The organism is Nocardia sp. NPDC023852, assembly GCF_040639505.1.
GTDB lineage: Bacteria > Actinomycetota > Actinomycetes > Mycobacteriales > Mycobacteriaceae > Nocardia.
The window spans coordinates 22,589-38,848 of sequence record NZ_JBFAAB010000001.1 but is presented as its reverse complement, the minus strand read 5'-3'; the positions used below and the strand labels follow the sequence as shown (position 1 = coordinate 38,848).

The following is a 16,260-nucleotide window of genomic DNA, read 5'->3' as shown; positions in this document are numbered from 1 at the left end:
CTCTTCTCTAGGCGGGTGGTCTGGGTGATCGCGCAGTCTCCGCTCTGGCGCGCGGTGGCGGCACGCTGCCGGAGGGGACAGGCAGCGACTACGCTAGCGGAATGGTGGAACCCGTCTACCGGACGATCGTCGGGCTGGCCCGAACCGTCTTCTTCCTCGAAGGTCTGAAGTTCACCGTCAAGGGGGATGAACACATCCCTGCGCGGGGCGGTGCCGTGCTGGCGGTGAACCACACCGGCTACTTGGACTTCACCTATGCGGGCCTACCGGCGCGCACCCCCAAGCGTTACGTCCGGTTCATGGCGAAGAAGGAGGTCTTCGACAACAAGATCTCCGGTCCGATCATGCGGGCGCTCAACCATATTCCGGTGGACCGATCCGCGGGCGCCGATTCCTACCAGGCCGCGGTCGAGTATCTGCGCCGCGGCGAGCTGGTCGGCGTGTATCCCGAGGCGACCATCAGCCGCAGCTTCGAGATCAAGGAATTGAAGTCCGGCGCGGCGCGCATGGCGATCGAGGCGGAGGTGCCGATCATCCCGATCGTCATCTGGGGCGCGCAACGGGTCTGGACCAAAGGTTTTCCAAAACGTCTCGGGCGCACCAACACTCCCATCTCGATCACGGTGGGCGAGCCGATCCAGCCGTACGAGCCCGCCGCCGAACTCACCGCCGAGCTGCGCTCGACCATGCAGGACATGCTGCTGGATCTGCAGAAGGACTACATCCACGAACCGGGCGCGTACTGGGTCCCGGCCCGGCTCGGCGGCAGCGCCCCTAGCCTGGAGGCGGCGGACGCCATGGATGCCGCGGAAGCGGAAGCCAAGGCCGCGCGCAAGGACGCGGCCCAGTAGTAAGGTCAGCTGAGGTGGCGCGGGAACCGGTTTACGACATCCGCTGAGCCGGGTCCGCACGGAGCTCGGGTCGATTTCTCGCGACCCGCTGGTGATCCTAGGCCTATGGCTCTGAATAGAGGTGCTCGCACGGCAGTCGAGGTAACTCTTCCGCTCCGTCCAAGACAGGGCTCTACGTGAGCTTCGTCAGTGGCCTGCATGGGCTCGGGGCGGGCAGGCAACCGCGGAAGAACATGGTGGGTGGGACGCCCATCAGGGTTCGGAAATCCGCTGACATATGGGATTGGTCGTAGTAACCGTTGGCGGCGGCCAATTCGGCCCACGGGATAGTTCCAGCATGGGACAGGACCTTACGTACCCGATCGATGCGGGCGAAGTGCTTGGGGGAGACGCCGATTCCGCTGGCGAACAGGTTGCGGAGTTGGCGTTCGCTGACCGACAGCCGAGCGGCGAGCTCGGGCACCGGGACGGGTTGGTCGGCCGAGATCCAGGCCACGGCGGCGGCTAGGAGATGGCGGTGGTCGCGCTGTGCCGGGTCGTCGGCGATGCGGCGCGGCAACTCGTCCTCGAGGTACGGGAGAACCTCCTCAGGCGCTAGTTCGATCAGTTCGGCGGAGAGGTCGGCGGCGGGGCCGGGCAGATCTTCCAGCCGCATCGTCCGATCGGTAAGTTCCGCGGCGGGCACGCCGAGCAGCGAACGAATGGCGCCGGGCGCCAGACGCAGACGGACGCATCCCGCAGGCTTGTTCGGCCGCCAGTAGGTCGCCTTGGTCTGCGGCCCGACGACGAGCGCGTCGCGCGGACCGTCGTGCTCGGCGGACAGCACTATCGTGGTCGCCGTCTGCGGAATGTGCGCCAACGGCTCGGACAGGGCGAGCACCGTCGGCATCCACGCGAGTTCGGTAAGCCATGGCCGCAACGACTCCGGCGCGAGCTCGAACGTCTCGACGAGGTCGGCCGTCACGACGGGCGGCGGATGCGGCATGGCGGTCACCGAATCCACTCTAAGCAGTCCGCTACCCGGCCGGGTGTGCCGAAATTTCCTAGAGACCTGGGCGTATGCGGAGCACGGTTGTTCGCATGATCGTGATCACCGGTGCGACAGGCACTATCGGCAGTGAAATCATCCGCCAGCTGGCGGACCGTGGCGAGCAGGTCCGAGCAGTGACCAGGGACCCAGGTCGCGCCGAGGTCCCTGCGGGCGTCGAGGTCGTGCGCGGCGACTACACCGACCTCGCGTCCATCGCGACGGCCATGACAGGCGCCGACGCCGCGTTCGTCGTCGGAGTGCTCGGCCCGGAGTACGTCGAGGCCGACCGCGCCTTGATCACCACGGCCCGCGAAGCGGGGATCGGCCGCATCGTCAAGCTCTCCGCCATCGGCACCGGCGATGTGAGCCTCGGCCGAGTCGGAACCTGGCATCTGCCCGGTGAGCAGGCCGCGCGCGAGAGCGGCGTGGACTGGACCATTCTGCGCCCCAGTTCTTTCGCCTCCAACACGCTGAGCTGGGCACAAGCCATCCGTTCCGGAAACCCGGTGCCGAACATGACCGGCCGGGCCACACAGGGCTTCATCGACCCACGCGACGTCGCCGGGGTAGCCGTCGAGGCGCTGCTGTCCGCCGAACACGCGGGCCGTGTCTATACGCTCACCGGCCCGGAGCTGCGCAGCACGCATGACCTGGCCGCGACTCTGGCCGCCGTCGTCGGACATCCGGTGCGGGTCGTCGATATACCGGAGGCCGAGGCGCGCGAGCACATGCTCACGGCTGGAATGTCCGCCGAATTCGCGGACGGAGCCTTGGCGGGTCAGGCCTACGTCCGCGCGGGACGCAACGCGATCGTCACCGACGATGTGCGCCAGATCCTTGGTCGCGCCCGCACGTACGCCGAATGGGCTACCGACCATGCGAGCGCGTTCGGCGCGGAGGTGACCGCGGTGGGGAACTCAGGCCAATCGCTGTGACCGTTGTCACATCGAATTGCTGAATGCATGGCGCTGGGCAAGGGTGGCATGACCGGCCGGACGGCCGATGTCGTGTGCTTACGCCAAAGGGGATTCGGATGAATCGTCGGATCATGTCGGTCTTGGTCGCGCTGGCCGCGGGATGTTCGGCCGCGGCGTTCGGCGGCGCGACCGCCTCCGCGGTGGCATTGAATCCGTTTCCCGGTGGGACCGAGGTATATCTCGACCACGGCGAGTCGACCGCGATCGCGAGCCTGAACCTCGGCCCCGCACTCGGTCAGATGGCGGTGGCCTGGTCGCCTGGGGCGAAAGCTTATCTCGGGCAAGGAATTACCGAGCACGCCCAGTCGGCCACCGAGACGCCGAACGGCGCCGTGTCGATCGAGGTGTACGGGCTGCTCTTTCAGCCCTCGCTCGTCGCGGTGACCACCGTCCCCGGCTGATCGTCGGGTACTGTGGCCCATGGTGTTATGCGCATGTAGATGTGCGCCGACGTGCAGACCTTCTGGCGACTGCCCGGACGGGATGGCATTGCGTGTGCCGTCCCGTCCGGTGTTTTCGCTACTGGGCGGTGGAGCGGAACGCCCGCAGTCGCAGGCTGTTGCTGACGACGAAGACCGAGGAGAACGCCATCGCGGCGCCGGCGAGCATCGGGTTCAGCAGGCCCGCCATGGCCAGCGGGATCGCTGCCACGTTGTAGGCGAAGGCCCAGAACAGGTTGCCCTTGATCGTGCCGAGGGTGCGCCGGGAGAGGCGAATCGCGTCGGCGGCGGCGCGCAGGTCGCCGCGGACCAGGGTCAGGTCACTCGCCTCGATGGCGACGTCGGTGCCGGTGCCCATGGCCAGACCGAGATCGGCTTGGGCGAGGGCGGCGGCGTCGTTGACGCCGTCGCCGACCATGGCGACTACCTTGCCCTCGGCTTGCAACCGCTTGACGGCATCCACTTTGTCTTGCGGCAGCACCTCCGCGATCACCTCGTCGATGCCCACCTGTTCGGCGATGGCCTCGGCGGCTGCCTTGTTGTCGCCGGTCAGCATGATCGGGGTCAGGCCGAGCGCGCGCAGCTGGGTGATCGCCTGCGCGGAGGTCGGTTTCACCGCGTCGGCGACCACGAGCACACCGCGCGCCGCACCGTCCCAGCCGACCGCGACGGCGGTCTTGCCCGCGGCTTCGGCGTCCCGTATGGCCTGTTCCAGGTCGGCGTCCAGCCGCATCGACCAGTCCGCCAGCAGGCGGGTGCGGCCGACGACCACGGCGTGGCCGTCCACCACCCCCTGCACGCCGAGGCCCTCGACGTTGGCGAAGCCTTCGACCGGTTTCAGCTCGCCCACGCGCTCGCGGGCGCCCTTGGCGATCGCGAGCGCGATGGGGTGCTCGGACGAATCCTCCAGTGCCCCGGCCAATGCCAGGACACGGTTGGGGTTTTCGCCCTCGGCGGTGACGACGTCGAGCAGCGTCATCTTGCCGGTGGTGACGGTGCCGGTCTTGTCCAGCACCACCGTGTCCACCCGCCGGGTCGATTCCAGCACCTCGGGGCCTTTGATCAGGATGCCGAGTTGCGCGCCGCGTCCGGTGCCGACCATCAGCGCGGTTGGGGTGGCCAGCCCGAGTGCGCACGGGCAGGCGATGATCAGCACGGCCACCGCCGCGGTGAACGCCGCGGCTACGGAACCGCCGGTGCCGAGCCAGAATCCGAGTGTCGCGACCGACAGCGCGATCACGATCGGCACGAAGATCCCGGAGATCCGGTCGGCCAGTCGCTGCGCCTGTGCCTTTCCGGTCTGGGCGTCCTCGACCAGCTTCGCCATCTGCGCGAGTTGGGTGTCGCCGCCGATCCGGCTGGCGCGTACCACCAGCCGCCCTCCGACGTTCACGGTGCCGCCGACTACGGCGTCGTCGAGACCGACCTCCACCGGCACCGACTCACCGGTGAGCATCGAGGCGTCCACGGCCGAGGACCCCTCCAGCACGACGCCATCGGTGGCTATCTTCTCGCCGGGCCGGACCACGAACCGATCGCCGACGGCCAACTGTTCCACCGGAATTCGTTGCTCGGCGTATCCGTCGCCGTGCTCCCGGGGCCCTGCGTGGTTGCGCTCGCTGCCTCCTGTGGGCCCGTCGCTCGCACGGCGCAGCACCGAGACCTCTTTCGCGCCGAGCTCGAGCAGGGCGCGCAGCGCCGCACCGGCGCGCCGCTTGGAGCGTGCCTCGAAGAAACGTCCGGCCAGAATGAAGGTGGTGACGCCCGCCGCGGCCTCCAGATAAATGCTCCCGGTGCCGTCCATGCGGGAGATGGTGAATTCGAACGGGTGCCTCATGCCCGGAGTTCCGGCCGTGCCCCAGAACAGCGCATACAGCGACCAGCCCAGCGCCGCGAGAGTTCCCATCGACACAAGGGTGTCCATGGTCGAGGTGCCGTGACGCAGGTTGGTCCACGCCGCGCGATGGAACGGCAGCGCTCCCCATGCCACGACCGGCGCGGCGAGGGTCAACGAGAGCCACTGCCAGTTGGTGAACTGCAGCGCGGGGATCATCGCCATGGCGATCACCGGTACCGTCAGCGCCAGCGAGACCAGCAGGCGAGTGCGCAGCATTGTGGTGGGTTCATCCTCGGCAGCGATTTCCCGCAGTTCGGGCGCGGCGGGTAGGGCCGCGGTGTAGCCGGCCTGCTCGACGGTAGCGATGAGGTCGCCCGGCGCAACATCGCCGGTGAAATCGACCCGCGCCTTCTCGGTGGCGTAGTTCACAGTCGCGGTGACACCGTCGAGCTTGTTCAGCTTCTTCTCGATGCGATTGGCGCAGGACGCGCAGGTCATGCCACCGATCACCAATTCGACCCTCCCGGTGGCGGGTAGTTGTGTCGCGGTGGTCATCGGGCGCTCCATTCTGTGTGACGTGAGGTGGTGCCCATCAGTGGCCGTGGTCGCTCGGTACGGGCTGCGGGTTGGTCTGCCCGGTGTGCGCCGGTTCGCCGGCCGGAGCGGTGGCGTGCGGCGCGACGGTCAGCGTGAATTCGGCGGTACGGACCACATCCTCGTGTTGAAAGTCTAGAAACAGTCGGTAGTCGCCCGCGCTCGGCGCCGTGACAGAGAAGGTGATGGTCGGCCCGGGCGCGGTCACGCTGTCGCCAGGGTGGCCGTCGGGGTGGACATGCAGGTAGGCGAGATCCGCGGCGCGCAGCGCTACCAGGTGGCCATAGGCCCCGAGATAGGGCTGCAGGTCGGTGACCGGCTTGCCGTCGCGGTGCATCGACACGGTGACTTTCGAGGCCTGCCCGGGGATGACGCTGCCGCCCAGCGTCCCGGTGTAGCCGCCGACCGTGCTGGTCATGGCCGCCGGGGGCAGCGGTTGCGGGTCGTATCCGCCGGCGACGCGCAGGTCGGCGCCGAGGGTCAGGTTGTCACCGCCCTCCGGGGTGAAGTCCGCGAACACCCGGTAGTCGCCCGATCGGGTGAGGTCGAGGGGAACGCTCCAGGTTCCATTGCCGTCGAGCACGGGGTGCACATGCTGGAAGGCCACCATGTCCCTGCGGACCACGATCAGATGCAGGTCTTTGTCGTGGCTTCGCACGTAGCGGGTGACGGGTGCGCCGTCCCGGTTCAGAATGCGGAAGCGCAGCGGGACATTCGGCGCCGCGGCGGTCTGCGTGGTGTCGAGCCGCAAGGTGTATCCGCGGTCGGTGGCCATCATTCCTCCAGGTACGTCGTCGGAGCGAGATCCGAGGGGCGCGGCCCCGTCCTCATGTGCGGTCGAATCGTGGGCGGGCTCGGCAGGCTCCGGGCCGATCGCCGCGCCGGTCGCCAGGGCGATACCGAAGACCGCGGCAAGGCCGAGGGCGAAACCGGCGAATTTCGTGGTTGCGTTCATCGAATGCTCCGTTCGGGGCTCAATCGGCGACCGGGTGGCCGGCCTGGACGGCGGCGGTGAGGTCGCCGCGCTCGACCGGACTGGTGCCCTCGACGGTCACCCGGCTGTCGGCGAGACCCACGGCGACGGCGGGCATACGGCCGATCTCGGCGGGGACGGAGGTGGCGCGGCGGCCATGCGTCATCCCGGTGACGGTCAGGGTGGTTGTGCTCACAGTGGTTCTCCTCGTCGTTGCCGTTACCCCGCTATTTCTACGGTACCCCCCTAGGGTATATGTCTGTCAAGGGGAGATGTCCAAACGAAAAGTTCGGTCCGCGACGAGGGGGTTCGTGCGGACCAGGCTCGGTCAGCAGTAGGTGACCGCGGCGACCGAAAAGCGCCGAGACGACCTGCGGGGCCGACTCCGATAGCTCGACATGGAGGAAGCCGCCCTCGATCGCGATCTGGGCATAGTCGACGGTTCGCTTCCGACGGTGGTATCGGTGCGGCCGATCTTGCTCAGCACCTGTCGAATGGCATCGCTGACGCGTTGCTGGCTTGAAGTTCCGATGCCGGCTGGCGGCGTTCCTGGCCGGACGCTGCCCTGGGGCGTGGCCGGTGATGTCGGCTGGGGTGTGCGGGGTAGGTGACGAGCGCGCCTTGTCGGCCCGCGACGTGGCCGCTGATCAGGATGTCCGACCCGATGATCAGCCGGACCTGCTCGGCGCGGTGCCCTGCCGGTCAGGGGCCGACCGCAGTCCGGGGCAGTGCGGACATCGGCCGGGTCAGGCAGAGTGCAAATGTCGGGCGGTAGGGGAGGTTTCGGTGGTGGATGGATCGGGGTGGGTGCCGAACAACCGGTCGGCGGTGCCGGAGGTGGTGACCGTGAACCAGTAGTGCTCGTTCTTGTAGTGGTGGTGGCGGTGGTTGCGCCATACCGCCCGGTACAGCGAGCCTTTCGGCTTGTAGTCGGTGTGGATGAGGTAGTGCGTCCACTCGTAACCGAGGCCGAGCAGTGTGATGGTGATCAGGAAGGTCAGGCCCAGGCTCAGACGTGGGAAGGCGAACGCGGCCAGGGCGATCAGCACGATGACCAGTACTGACAGTGTCTTCGTCGGAATGAATGTCAGCGGAATATTACGCGGATCGACATGGTGCTCGCGGTGTTTGCGGGCGAGCTCGCTATCGATCGGGATCGGGCCGAGCTGCCTCGGTCGCCAATGCAAGACGGTGACATGCACGATCCACTCGAAGACCGGGAAGACCGCCAGCATCACCGCGGGCACGAGCAGGTCGGTCGGCTGCCGGTCGCCGACGACGATCCGGCCGATCACGGCGCCGACCAGGACTGTCCCGATCATCCACGGTGAGGTATGGCGGAGAAATTCGCGGAAGGCTTCGCCGAGGGGGAGCCCGCGGCGCAGGGCCCGCTCGTCCCGGCGCGCCTGCGCCCGCGCGTCTTCGTTCACCGAATCCGGTTCGGATGCTGTGGATTTGGTCATGGTTCTTCCTAGGTGGGGCGTGATCAGGGTCCGCCGAGGACTTCGATCAGAGCGGTGGTCGCCGGCTCGAGCAGGGCGCGAGCAGTGGTGGCGGCCTTCTGCGGCCGTCCCGCCACGATGGCGACGGCCAGTTCGCGGTATGCCTCGACGTTGCCCACCTCGGCGGACATGATCGGAGCCAGCGCCGCGAGCGCCGGTTCATAGGCGGCGCGCAACATGTTGAACATCAGCCGGAACACGATCGAATCCGCCGCGTCCACGACGTGATCCCAGAACTCCATCGCATACCGCTGCTGGGCGATCGGATCGTCTTCGGCGGCAAGTGCTTCGGCGGAAGCGTTCAGGAGCGCCCCGACCTCGTCGGCCCCGGTCACGGCGGCCTGCCGCGCGGCCAACTCCGCCACCTTCGGTCCGTTATGCAGCCGAGCCTCCAGAATGCTCCGCGCTACGGAGGGGTCGAGTTCGCCGGCCTGCACAAGCAGCCGGGGCAGGACCTCGAGCCCCGCCCCGCGTCGATAATCCAGCACGGTCGTAGCGTCTCCCTGCCGCACGACCACCAGACCGGCCGCCGCCAGCCGTTGCAGCGCCTCCCGCACGGCGGGCCGCGACACCCCCAGCGACTCCGCCAACTGCCGCTCGCCGGGCAGCGTCGTACCGGGCGTCAACTCCCCACTGAGCACATCGGCCGCGATCTGCTCGAACACATCCGCCGACACCGACCGCTTGACCACAGGTTGCAACGCCATGCGTCTACTGTGCGCCATTATTGGTCAGGAGGTCAAGTGGTCAGACCAATTCCGAGCGGTAATCGGGCGTCGGCAAGGCCTGCGGGTGGGAATTCGCCGCGTCGGGTTCTCAGGAGCTGGCGATGGTCTCTATCAGGCTTGCGAAGCTTTCTTTGCCGTGGCCGGCTTTGATGCCTCTGTGCGTGAGGGACCTGATGAGTTGGGGCAGTTCAGTGTTGATGCCGCGCTCTTGGGCGGCTTGGAGGAGGTGGTCCATAAGGGGCGCGTCGAGTTCGAGCCATTCCTCGTCGCCGGGATATCGACCGTTGTCTATCTGTTGGGCGTAGTCGGCGATGACCGACGCGATCGTGGTCGACATCCAGTGATTCAGCAGTGGGGTCGTCGTTGTCGCACGGACCTCGGCCGTGCGCAGCAATGCTGCGCTGTACAGGTATCCGATCAGGGTGGCCCACGCGAAGTTCAGCATCGCGACGTCGTAGAGCGCCGCCGTGCTGGGGTCCGGTCCCAGGTAGGTCGCGCTACCCAGCTGCCCGAGCAGTCGTTCGTGATGCGCGAACAGTTCTTCGGAACCGCTGTACACCAGCACTGTCTCCGGCTTGCCGACATGTTCGGGATGCGCCATCAGTGCACCGTCGAGGTACCGGCCGCCACGTTCTCCCACCCAGGCGGCCAGTTGCCGGGCCTGCACACCGGTGCCCGAGGTCACGTTCACCAAGTCGCGGGATGTGATGTGCTGCTCGGCTCGTCCGAGGATCCGAGCAGCAGCGTCGTAGTCATCGACGCACACGACGACCAGGGACGCGCCGTCGAGAGCTGCATGCAGTGAATCCGCTCGTAGAATCGAGCGCGGATGAGCGGCGTCCTCGTGCTCGTCCCAGAACGTGACCGCGTTGTCCATAGCCAGAGCTTCGGCCAGCGCCGCTGCTCGGACGCCGCGTCCTACCACGGTCACGGGTATCCCCGTAGGTGCACGCATGATGTCTTCTCTCCTCATCGCTGCCCACCGAGACGTCGGCGAAGGGCTTGATGCGGCTACGCTAATCCTTCACATGGATGTGAGAGTCAAGTCGGAGAACCACGATGCGCATCGGTGAATTGTCGGAACGAACGAACGTCAGCCAACGGCTGCTGCGGTACTACGAGGAGCAGGGCCTTTTAGCCCCCCTTCGCGAGCCGAGCGGTTACCGAAGCTATCGCGCCAGCGATATCAACCGGGTCCACCGCATCCGCACTCTGCTGGCCGCAGGCCTCAACACTGCCACCATCGCCCATGTCCTGCCCTGCACCATCGACACCGACGACGGGCTGGCCGCGGCCTGCCCGGACCTGCTCGCCGATCTGCACCGAGAACGCGACAGGATCTCCGCTGCCATCGACGAGCTCAACAGCGCACAGCACGCCCTGGACTCCATCATCGCCGCCACCAATCGATGAATCGCCGCTTCCGCTCCGCTTCGTCGGGCGAGGTCATCGGCTCGCGCGGGTGGTTTTCCGGACATGAAGACAGTTACGTCACCGTCGAGTCGACAGACGGAATCGTGCCCCCGCCGATTTCGGCCGCCCGCTAGCCTTGCTGAACGAACGCTGCGCGGTGGTACCGGCTCTCACGTGGGGTCGGAGCCGCGGATAGCCGACAGCCATATGGTGGTGGCGGCTGCTATCGCGGTGGCGCCCAGGAACGCGGGAAAGCCGCCATTGTCGAGGTAGACCCACAGGAGTGCGGCGAACGGGGCAGCGACGGTGGATTGCGCGTCGAGCAAGAGGCGACGGCGCAGCCGGGTGGCGGCCGAGGCCAGTGCAGGTGCCTCGGGGTCGGGACGGCTGGGATTGTCGATCAGGCGGCCGGGTGGTTCCACATCACGGATGCGCCCGGAGGGATAGAGGCGGTGCTCGGCGACGTGAATCGTGCGGTCGGTGAGTTCGGCCTGGGTTTCGGTGAGGGTGATCAGCGCCGGGTCGAAGTAGACCGGGAGCCAGCGTGGCCGACCAGTGCCCCCGACCTGCAACCACGACCGGCTGAGCAAGCGGTGCTGCTGGCGGATGCGGGTAACTCGCACAGTTCGTGCGGTTCCCGAACGCCAGAACGGAACCAGGCCCCGAGCGACGCCGAGCCGGTACCCCGTGTATCCGATAACGCCGAGAACCACGGAAGAGATCGCCGCCACTTGGTCCAGAGTGGCGAACGGCGCCCAGGCGGCACAGACCACCAGAGCGCCGATCGTCACCGAGATCGGATAGGCCAACGGGTGGCCGGATCCGAAACTCACTTCACGAAACCGATTTTCGTGTAGTCCGCGGAGGCGAGGCCGAACGCGCCGTAGTTGGCGAGACCGGTCCGCACTGCCTCGGTGCCCGCGGATTGCACGATGGGCAGCGAGAACCCCTCCTGGAAGATCATCCGGTCCGCCTTGTTCGCCAGCTCGATGGCCTTCGCCGGATCGAGCTCGGAGATGATCTCCTCGATCAGCGCGTTCAGTTCGGGCGTGCCGATCCGGCCCTTGTTGCTCAGCGGGTTCGCCGGATCGTAGGCATAGATCTGTGGCAGCGCACCGAGCGGGAAGATGCTCTTGGACCAGGTGAACTGGGCGATATCGAAATTGCCCGGATCAATGACATCGGTGAACAGCCCGTTGCCCGGGTAGGTCTGTACGACCAGCTCGACACCGACCTGTGCCAGGTTCTGCTGGGCGATCTGGGCCATCTGCACCCAACTGTCCTGCTGGTACATAGCGTCGCGGATCTGCAGCTTGCGGCCGTCCTTCTCCCGGACGTCGCCGTTGAGCTTCCAGCCGAGTTCGTCCAGCATGCGCGCGGCCTCGTCCGGGTCGTAGGCCACCGATTCGGCGTTGTCCTGGTAGCCCTTCTGGCCTTCCAGGTAGATGTGGTTGTTCAGCGGCTTCGGATTCTGCACGATCCCGTTCTGAGTTGCGGTAGCGATGCCCTGCCGGTCGATGGCTTTGGAGATCGCGATGCGGAGCTTGGGGTCGGCCAGGATCGATCCTGGTGCGCCGTTGAACGTGAAATGCGAGAACCTGGGGGCCGACGAGCGCCGCACCGTGATTCCCGGCGAGTTGGTCGCGGTCTTCACCTCGTCGATGCCCGACACCGACACGGCGTCCAACTCGTTGTTCTGCAAGGCGTTCAAGCGCGCCGAGTAGTCGAGCACGCTGTAGGTGACGGTATCCAGCTTGGGCGGGTCACCCCACCACTTCGGATTGCGGCTCAGCACGATTCGCTGCTGCGCACGGTCGACCGACGTGATCACGAACGGACCTGACGACACCGGAAGCCCAGCGCGGTCGACAGTGTCGAAGGCGTTGGGCGACTGCGTCGACGCCTTCGGATACAGCGGATTGAACAGACCCTGCCATTCCGCATAGTGCTTGCCGAACGTGACAACCGCCTGTCGGTCGTCGACGCCGCGCTCGACTTTGTCGACGCGGCTGTAGCCCTGGGTCGCGGCAACCTGGAAGTCGTTGTCGCGACCGCTCAGCGCTTCCGCTTGGGAGCGCAGGTCTTCCCAGGTGATCGGGCTCCCGTCGGACCAGACCGCCTTCGGGTTGATGGTGTAGGTGACCTGCTGCGGACTGGTGTTGGTGAGCTGGACATCGGTGAAGTAGTTGTGATCAACCTCGAGCTCGCCCGCGGCGTCGGCCGTGATCGTTCCCGGCATAGTCCAGCCGACGACCTCCGACACGTCGCCATCCGCGTCGACGTGCAGGGCGTTGAACGTGGCCGGAAAGGCGGTCAATGCGAGGCGGAGATTTCCGCCGTCACGAATCTCGTCCCGGTCCTTCGGGTTGATGTCGTTGGTCGCACCGATCGCGCTCGAAGCTTGTTGCACACCACCGTCGTCGGAGCAGCCCGACAGGAGCAATCCGGCCGCCATGCATGAGATAGCGAAGCGTGTACCGAAAGCTGTGGTTCGAGGAATCATTCGAGGAACCCGATTTTCGTGTAGTCGTAGGACGCCAGGCCAGGCGCACCGTAGTTCGCCAAGTCGGCGCGCACCCCGATGTTGCCCGCCGACTGCATCAGCGGCAGGGAGTGACCTTCCTCGAACACTCGGCGATCGAGCTGGTTCGCTAGCTCGATCGCCTTCTTCGGGTCGAGTTCCGACATCGTCTGCTCGATCAGCGCGTTCAGTTCCGGCGATCCGATCCGGCCGTAGTTGCCCTGCAAATCGTTCGGGTTGTATCCGTAGATCTGGTTGAGGCTTCCGAGCGGGAACGGGTCACCCACCCAGGTCCACTGCGCGACGTCGAAGTTGCCGGGCTGGATCACATCGGTGAAGTAACCCTTGCTCGGCTTGGTTTCGATATTCAGCTTGACGCCGATCGCGGCGAGGTTCTGCTGGATGATCTGCGCGACCTGCACCCAGGTGTCGTCCTGGTACATGACGTCGCGAATCTCCAGCTTGCGGCCGTCCTTCTCCCGGACGTCGCCATTGAGCTTCCAGCCCAATTCGTCGAGTTCCGTGGCGGCTGCGGCCGGGTCGTACCCGAGGCTGTTGTCCTGGTATCCGACCTGCCCCTGGAGGTAGATATGGTTGTTCAGCGGTTTCGGGTTCTCGACCAGGCCGTTCTGGATGGCGGTGACGATGCCTTGCCGGTCGATCGCCTTCGAAATGGCCACGCGAAGTTTCTGATCGGCCAGGATCGATCCCGGTGCGCCGTTGAAGGTGAAGTGGTTCCAGGCGTTGCCCGGTGCCCGCCGGATCGCGACGCCGGGCGTGTTCTTCGCGGTCTTCAGGTCGTCGCGGGTACCGAGGCCGACCGCGTCGATCTCGTTGTTCTGCAGTGCTGGGAGCTGAGCGGAGGAATCGAGCACGCTGAAGGTGATCGTGTCGAGCTTAGGGGTCGCACCCCACCACTTGGGGTTGCGGCCCAGCACGATTCGTCCCTGTGCCCGGTCCGTGGACTGGACGAGGAACGGTCCCGCGGTCAACGTGATGCCGTCGACGAGGCTCTTGTTGAACGCTTCGGGCGTAGCCGTGACGGACTTGGGGAAAAGGAACGTATTGCCCGCGAATTGCCCGCGCCATTCGGCGAAGTGCTGCTTGAACGTGATGATCGCCTGCCGGTCGTCGACGCCGCGCTCCACCTTTTCGACCCGGTCGAAGCCGCTGTTGTTGGCGATCAGGAACGCCTTGTCGACGCCGCTGAGTGCGTTGGCCTGGGACTGGATGTCTTCCCAGGTGATCGGAGTGCCGTCGGACCACACGGCCTTCGGGTTGATGGTGTAGGTGACCTGTTGGGGATTCGTGTTGGTCAGCTGGATGTCGGTGAAGTAGTCGGTGTTGACCGAGAGCTCACCCGCCGCATCGGTGGTGAACGAGCGCGGCATCATCGGCCGCTCGAGTCCGCCGATCTCGGCGTCGTTCCCGTCGTTGGACAAGGTGTTCCAGTTCGCGGGAAACGAGGTGATGGCCAGTCGCAGATTGCCGCCGTCGCGCAGCTCGCCGACATCTCGTGGGTTGATGTCGTTCGTGGTGCCGAGCGAGGCGGAGGAGCCCGCGGGTGCGTCCTCGTCATCCGAGCCACACCCGGCAGCCACCAGTCCGACCGCGACGACGGCAACCGCCAGCCGTGTCGTCAGTGAACGAATCCGCATGGTTCGCTCCTTCCCGCAGCGCTGCTGCGTATCTACTTCAGGAAACCGATCTTGGTGTAGTCGTAGGACGCGAGCCCCGGGGACCCGTAGTTGGCGATGTCGGCGCGGATGCCGAAGTTTCCCTCGGATTGAGTCAGCGGTAGCGAGTGACCTTCCTCGAAGACCGCCCGATCTACCTGGTTGGCCAGGTGGATGGCCTGCGCCTGGTCCAGCTCCGAGAGGGTGCGGTCGATCAAAGCGTTCAGTTCGGGCGAGCCGATGCGACCGTAATTGCCCTGTAGGTCGTCGGGGTGATAGCCGTAGATCTGCGGGATGCTGCTCAGTGGGAATGCGTCGCCCATGAAGACGAACTGGGCGGCGTCGAAGTCGCCGGGCTGGATGACATCGGTGAAATAGCCGGCGCCGGGCTTGGTGTCGATCACCAGCTCGACCCCGATCCCGGCCAGGTTCTGCTGGATGATCTGCGCGATCTGCACCCAGGTCGGGTCGTTGTACATGACGTCACGGATGACCAGCTTGCGGCCGTCCTTCTCCCGGACGTCCCCGTCGAGTTTCCAGCCGAGGGCGTCGAGCTCGCGCGCCGCCGCGGCCGGATCGTAGCCGAGGCTGTTGTCTCGGTAACCCTCCTGTCCCTGCAGGAAGATGTGGTTGTTCAGCGGCTTGGGGTTCTCCACCAGCCCGTTCTGGGTGGCGATTGCGATGCCTTGGCGGTCGATGGCCTTCGAGATCGCCACGCGCAGTTTCGGATCGGCGAGGATGGAGCCGGGAGCGCCGTTGAATGTGATGTGGCGCCAGCGATTACCCGGTGCCCGGCGGATGGCCAGCCCCGAGGTGTTGCGGACGGTTTTCACGTCATCGATCGTGGCCAGGCGCACCGCGTCGAGTTCGTTGTTCTGCAGCGCGCCCACCCACGCCGCGTGGTCGAGCACGCTGTAGGTGATGGTGTCGAGCTTCGGCTTGTCGCCCCACCACTTCGGGTTGCGGCCCAGCACGATTCGGCCCTGTGCCCGATCGGTGGACTGGATCACGAACGGGCCTGCGGTCGGCCCCATACTGTCGACCAGGCTGTGGTTGAACGCCTCGGGGTCGGCGGTCACCGACTTGGGGAACAGCGACATGTTTCCGGCGAATTGCCCGCGCCATTCCGCGTAGTGCTGCTTGAAGGTGATGATCGCCTGCCGGTCGTCGATGCCGCGTTCCACTTTTTCGACCCGGTCGAAGCCGCTGGTGATGGCGATCAGAAAGCGCTTGTCGGCGCCGCTGAGCGCGCTGGCCTGGGAGCGGATGTCCTCCCAGGTGATCGGGGTCCCGTCGGACCACACGGCCTTCGGGTTGATGGTGTAGGTGATTTGCTGCGGGTCGGTGCTGGTCAGCTGGACGTCGGTGAAGTAGTCGGTGTTGACGGCCAGCTGCCCTGCGGCATCGGTGCTGAACGCGCGGGGAACCAAAGGCCGCTCGATATCGGCGATCTCGCCGTCGTTCCCGTCGTTGGACAGCGTGTTCCAGTTCGCTGGGAACGTGGTGATGGTAAGCCGTAGGTTGCCGCCCTCGCGCACCTCGTCCGGGTTCCGGGGATTGATGTCGCTGGTGGCGCCCAGCGCGTCGGAAAGGCCCTCGGACGAATCGCCGCTATCGGAGCCACAGCCCGCGACTACGAGCCCGAACGCGACGACGGGAACCGCCCAGCGCACCGCGCGTGACCGGGTGCGGCCTCGGCTCGTTCGGATCCGCATCGC

15 protein-coding genes are annotated in these 16,260 nt (G+C 66.3%); 4 read left to right on the top strand and 11 right to left on the bottom strand.

What is annotated here, in order from left to right; translation table 11 throughout:
• Positions 1–104 precede the first annotated feature (104 nt).
• Complete coding sequence (locus AB0H00_RS00160) at positions 105–851, top strand: lysophospholipid acyltransferase family protein (RefSeq protein ID WP_357260299.1); 747 nt, start codon at positions 105–107, stop codon at positions 849–851.
• A gap of 172 nt (positions 852–1,023) precedes the next feature.
• Here AB0H00_RS00160 and AB0H00_RS00155 read toward each other — a convergent pair whose 3' ends face one another.
• On the bottom strand, positions 1,024–1,836 hold the full coding sequence (locus AB0H00_RS00155; RefSeq protein WP_357260296.1) for a helix-turn-helix domain-containing protein: 813 nt from the start codon (positions 1,834–1,836) through the stop codon (positions 1,024–1,026).
• Positions 1,837–1,931: 95 nt separating this feature from the next.
• On the opposite strand from AB0H00_RS00155, the gene AB0H00_RS00150 reads away from it, so the two are divergent.
• Complete coding sequence (locus AB0H00_RS00150) at positions 1,932–2,816, top strand: NAD(P)H-binding protein (protein ID WP_357258380.1); 885 nt, start codon at positions 1,932–1,934, stop codon at positions 2,814–2,816.
• A 98-nt stretch (positions 2,817–2,914) separates the two neighbouring features.
• Positions 2,915–3,259, top strand: coding sequence for a hypothetical protein (locus tag AB0H00_RS00145; RefSeq protein WP_357258377.1), 345 nt, complete (start codon positions 2,915–2,917; stop codon positions 3,257–3,259).
• A 118-nt stretch (positions 3,260–3,377) separates the two neighbouring features.
• Here the strand turns inward: AB0H00_RS00145 and AB0H00_RS00140 are convergent, their stop codons facing one another.
• The 6 genes from AB0H00_RS00140 to AB0H00_RS00115 all read right to left on the bottom strand — a co-directional run bounded on the left by AB0H00_RS00140 (position 3,378) and on the right by AB0H00_RS00115 (position 9,887).
• On the bottom strand, positions 3,378–5,690 hold the full coding sequence (locus AB0H00_RS00140; RefSeq protein ID WP_357258374.1) for a heavy metal translocating P-type ATPase: 2,313 nt from the start codon (positions 5,688–5,690) through the stop codon (positions 3,378–3,380).
• Positions 5,691–5,727: 37 nt separating this feature from the next.
• Positions 5,728–6,684 carry a hypothetical protein gene (locus AB0H00_RS00135; RefSeq protein WP_357258371.1) on the bottom strand — a complete coding sequence of 319 codons (957 nt, stop codon included), beginning with the start codon at positions 6,682–6,684 and terminating at the stop codon, positions 5,728–5,730.
• Positions 6,685–6,703: 19 nt separating this feature from the next.
• On the bottom strand, positions 6,704–6,898 hold the full coding sequence (locus tag AB0H00_RS00130) for a cation-transporting ATPase (protein ID WP_357258368.1): 195 nt from the start codon (positions 6,896–6,898) through the stop codon (positions 6,704–6,706).
• Between the two features lie 550 nt (positions 6,899–7,448).
• On the bottom strand, positions 7,449–8,165 hold the full coding sequence (locus tag AB0H00_RS00125) for a sterol desaturase family protein (protein WP_357258365.1): 717 nt from the start codon (positions 8,163–8,165) through the stop codon (positions 7,449–7,451).
• A gap of 23 nt (positions 8,166–8,188) precedes the next feature.
• Entirely contained in the window at positions 8,189–8,911 is a 723-nt protein-coding gene (locus AB0H00_RS00120) for a FadR/GntR family transcriptional regulator (RefSeq protein ID WP_357258362.1), read from the bottom strand.
• A 109-nt stretch (positions 8,912–9,020) separates the two neighbouring features.
• Positions 9,021–9,887: an NAD(P)-dependent oxidoreductase gene (locus AB0H00_RS00115; RefSeq protein WP_357258359.1), complete on the bottom strand. Its 867-nt coding sequence runs from the start codon at positions 9,885–9,887 to the stop codon at positions 9,021–9,023.
• Between the two features lie 104 nt (positions 9,888–9,991).
• Between AB0H00_RS00115 and AB0H00_RS00110 the strand changes: the two genes are divergently transcribed.
• Entirely contained in the window at positions 9,992–10,345 is a 354-nt protein-coding gene (locus AB0H00_RS00110; protein ID WP_357258357.1) for a MerR family transcriptional regulator, read from the top strand.
• Between the two features lie 170 nt (positions 10,346–10,515).
• On the opposite strand, the gene AB0H00_RS00105 is transcribed toward AB0H00_RS00110, so the two are convergent.
• Genes AB0H00_RS00105 through AB0H00_RS00090 form a run of 4 tightly spaced genes read right to left on the bottom strand, consistent with a single transcriptional unit; the run spans position 10,516 to position 16,257 of the window.
• On the bottom strand, positions 10,516–11,178 hold the full coding sequence (locus AB0H00_RS00105) for a hypothetical protein (RefSeq protein WP_357258354.1): 663 nt from the start codon (positions 11,176–11,178) through the stop codon (positions 10,516–10,518).
• Entirely contained in the window at positions 11,175–12,800 is a 1,626-nt protein-coding gene (locus AB0H00_RS00100; protein ID WP_357258351.1) for an ABC transporter family substrate-binding protein, read from the bottom strand. The genes AB0H00_RS00105 and AB0H00_RS00100 overlap by 4 nt, the downstream gene beginning before the upstream one ends.
• 44 nt (positions 12,801–12,844) lie before the next feature.
• Positions 12,845–14,524 (bottom strand): ABC transporter family substrate-binding protein, encoded by a 1,680-nt coding sequence (locus tag AB0H00_RS00095; protein WP_357258348.1) that lies wholly within the window; start codon positions 14,522–14,524, stop codon positions 12,845–12,847.
• A gap of 32 nt (positions 14,525–14,556) precedes the next feature.
• Positions 14,557–16,257, bottom strand: a complete 1,701-nt coding sequence (locus tag AB0H00_RS00090) for an ABC transporter family substrate-binding protein (protein WP_357258345.1) — start codon at positions 16,255–16,257, stop codon at positions 14,557–14,559.
• Between the last annotated feature and the right edge of the window lie 3 nt (positions 16,258–16,260).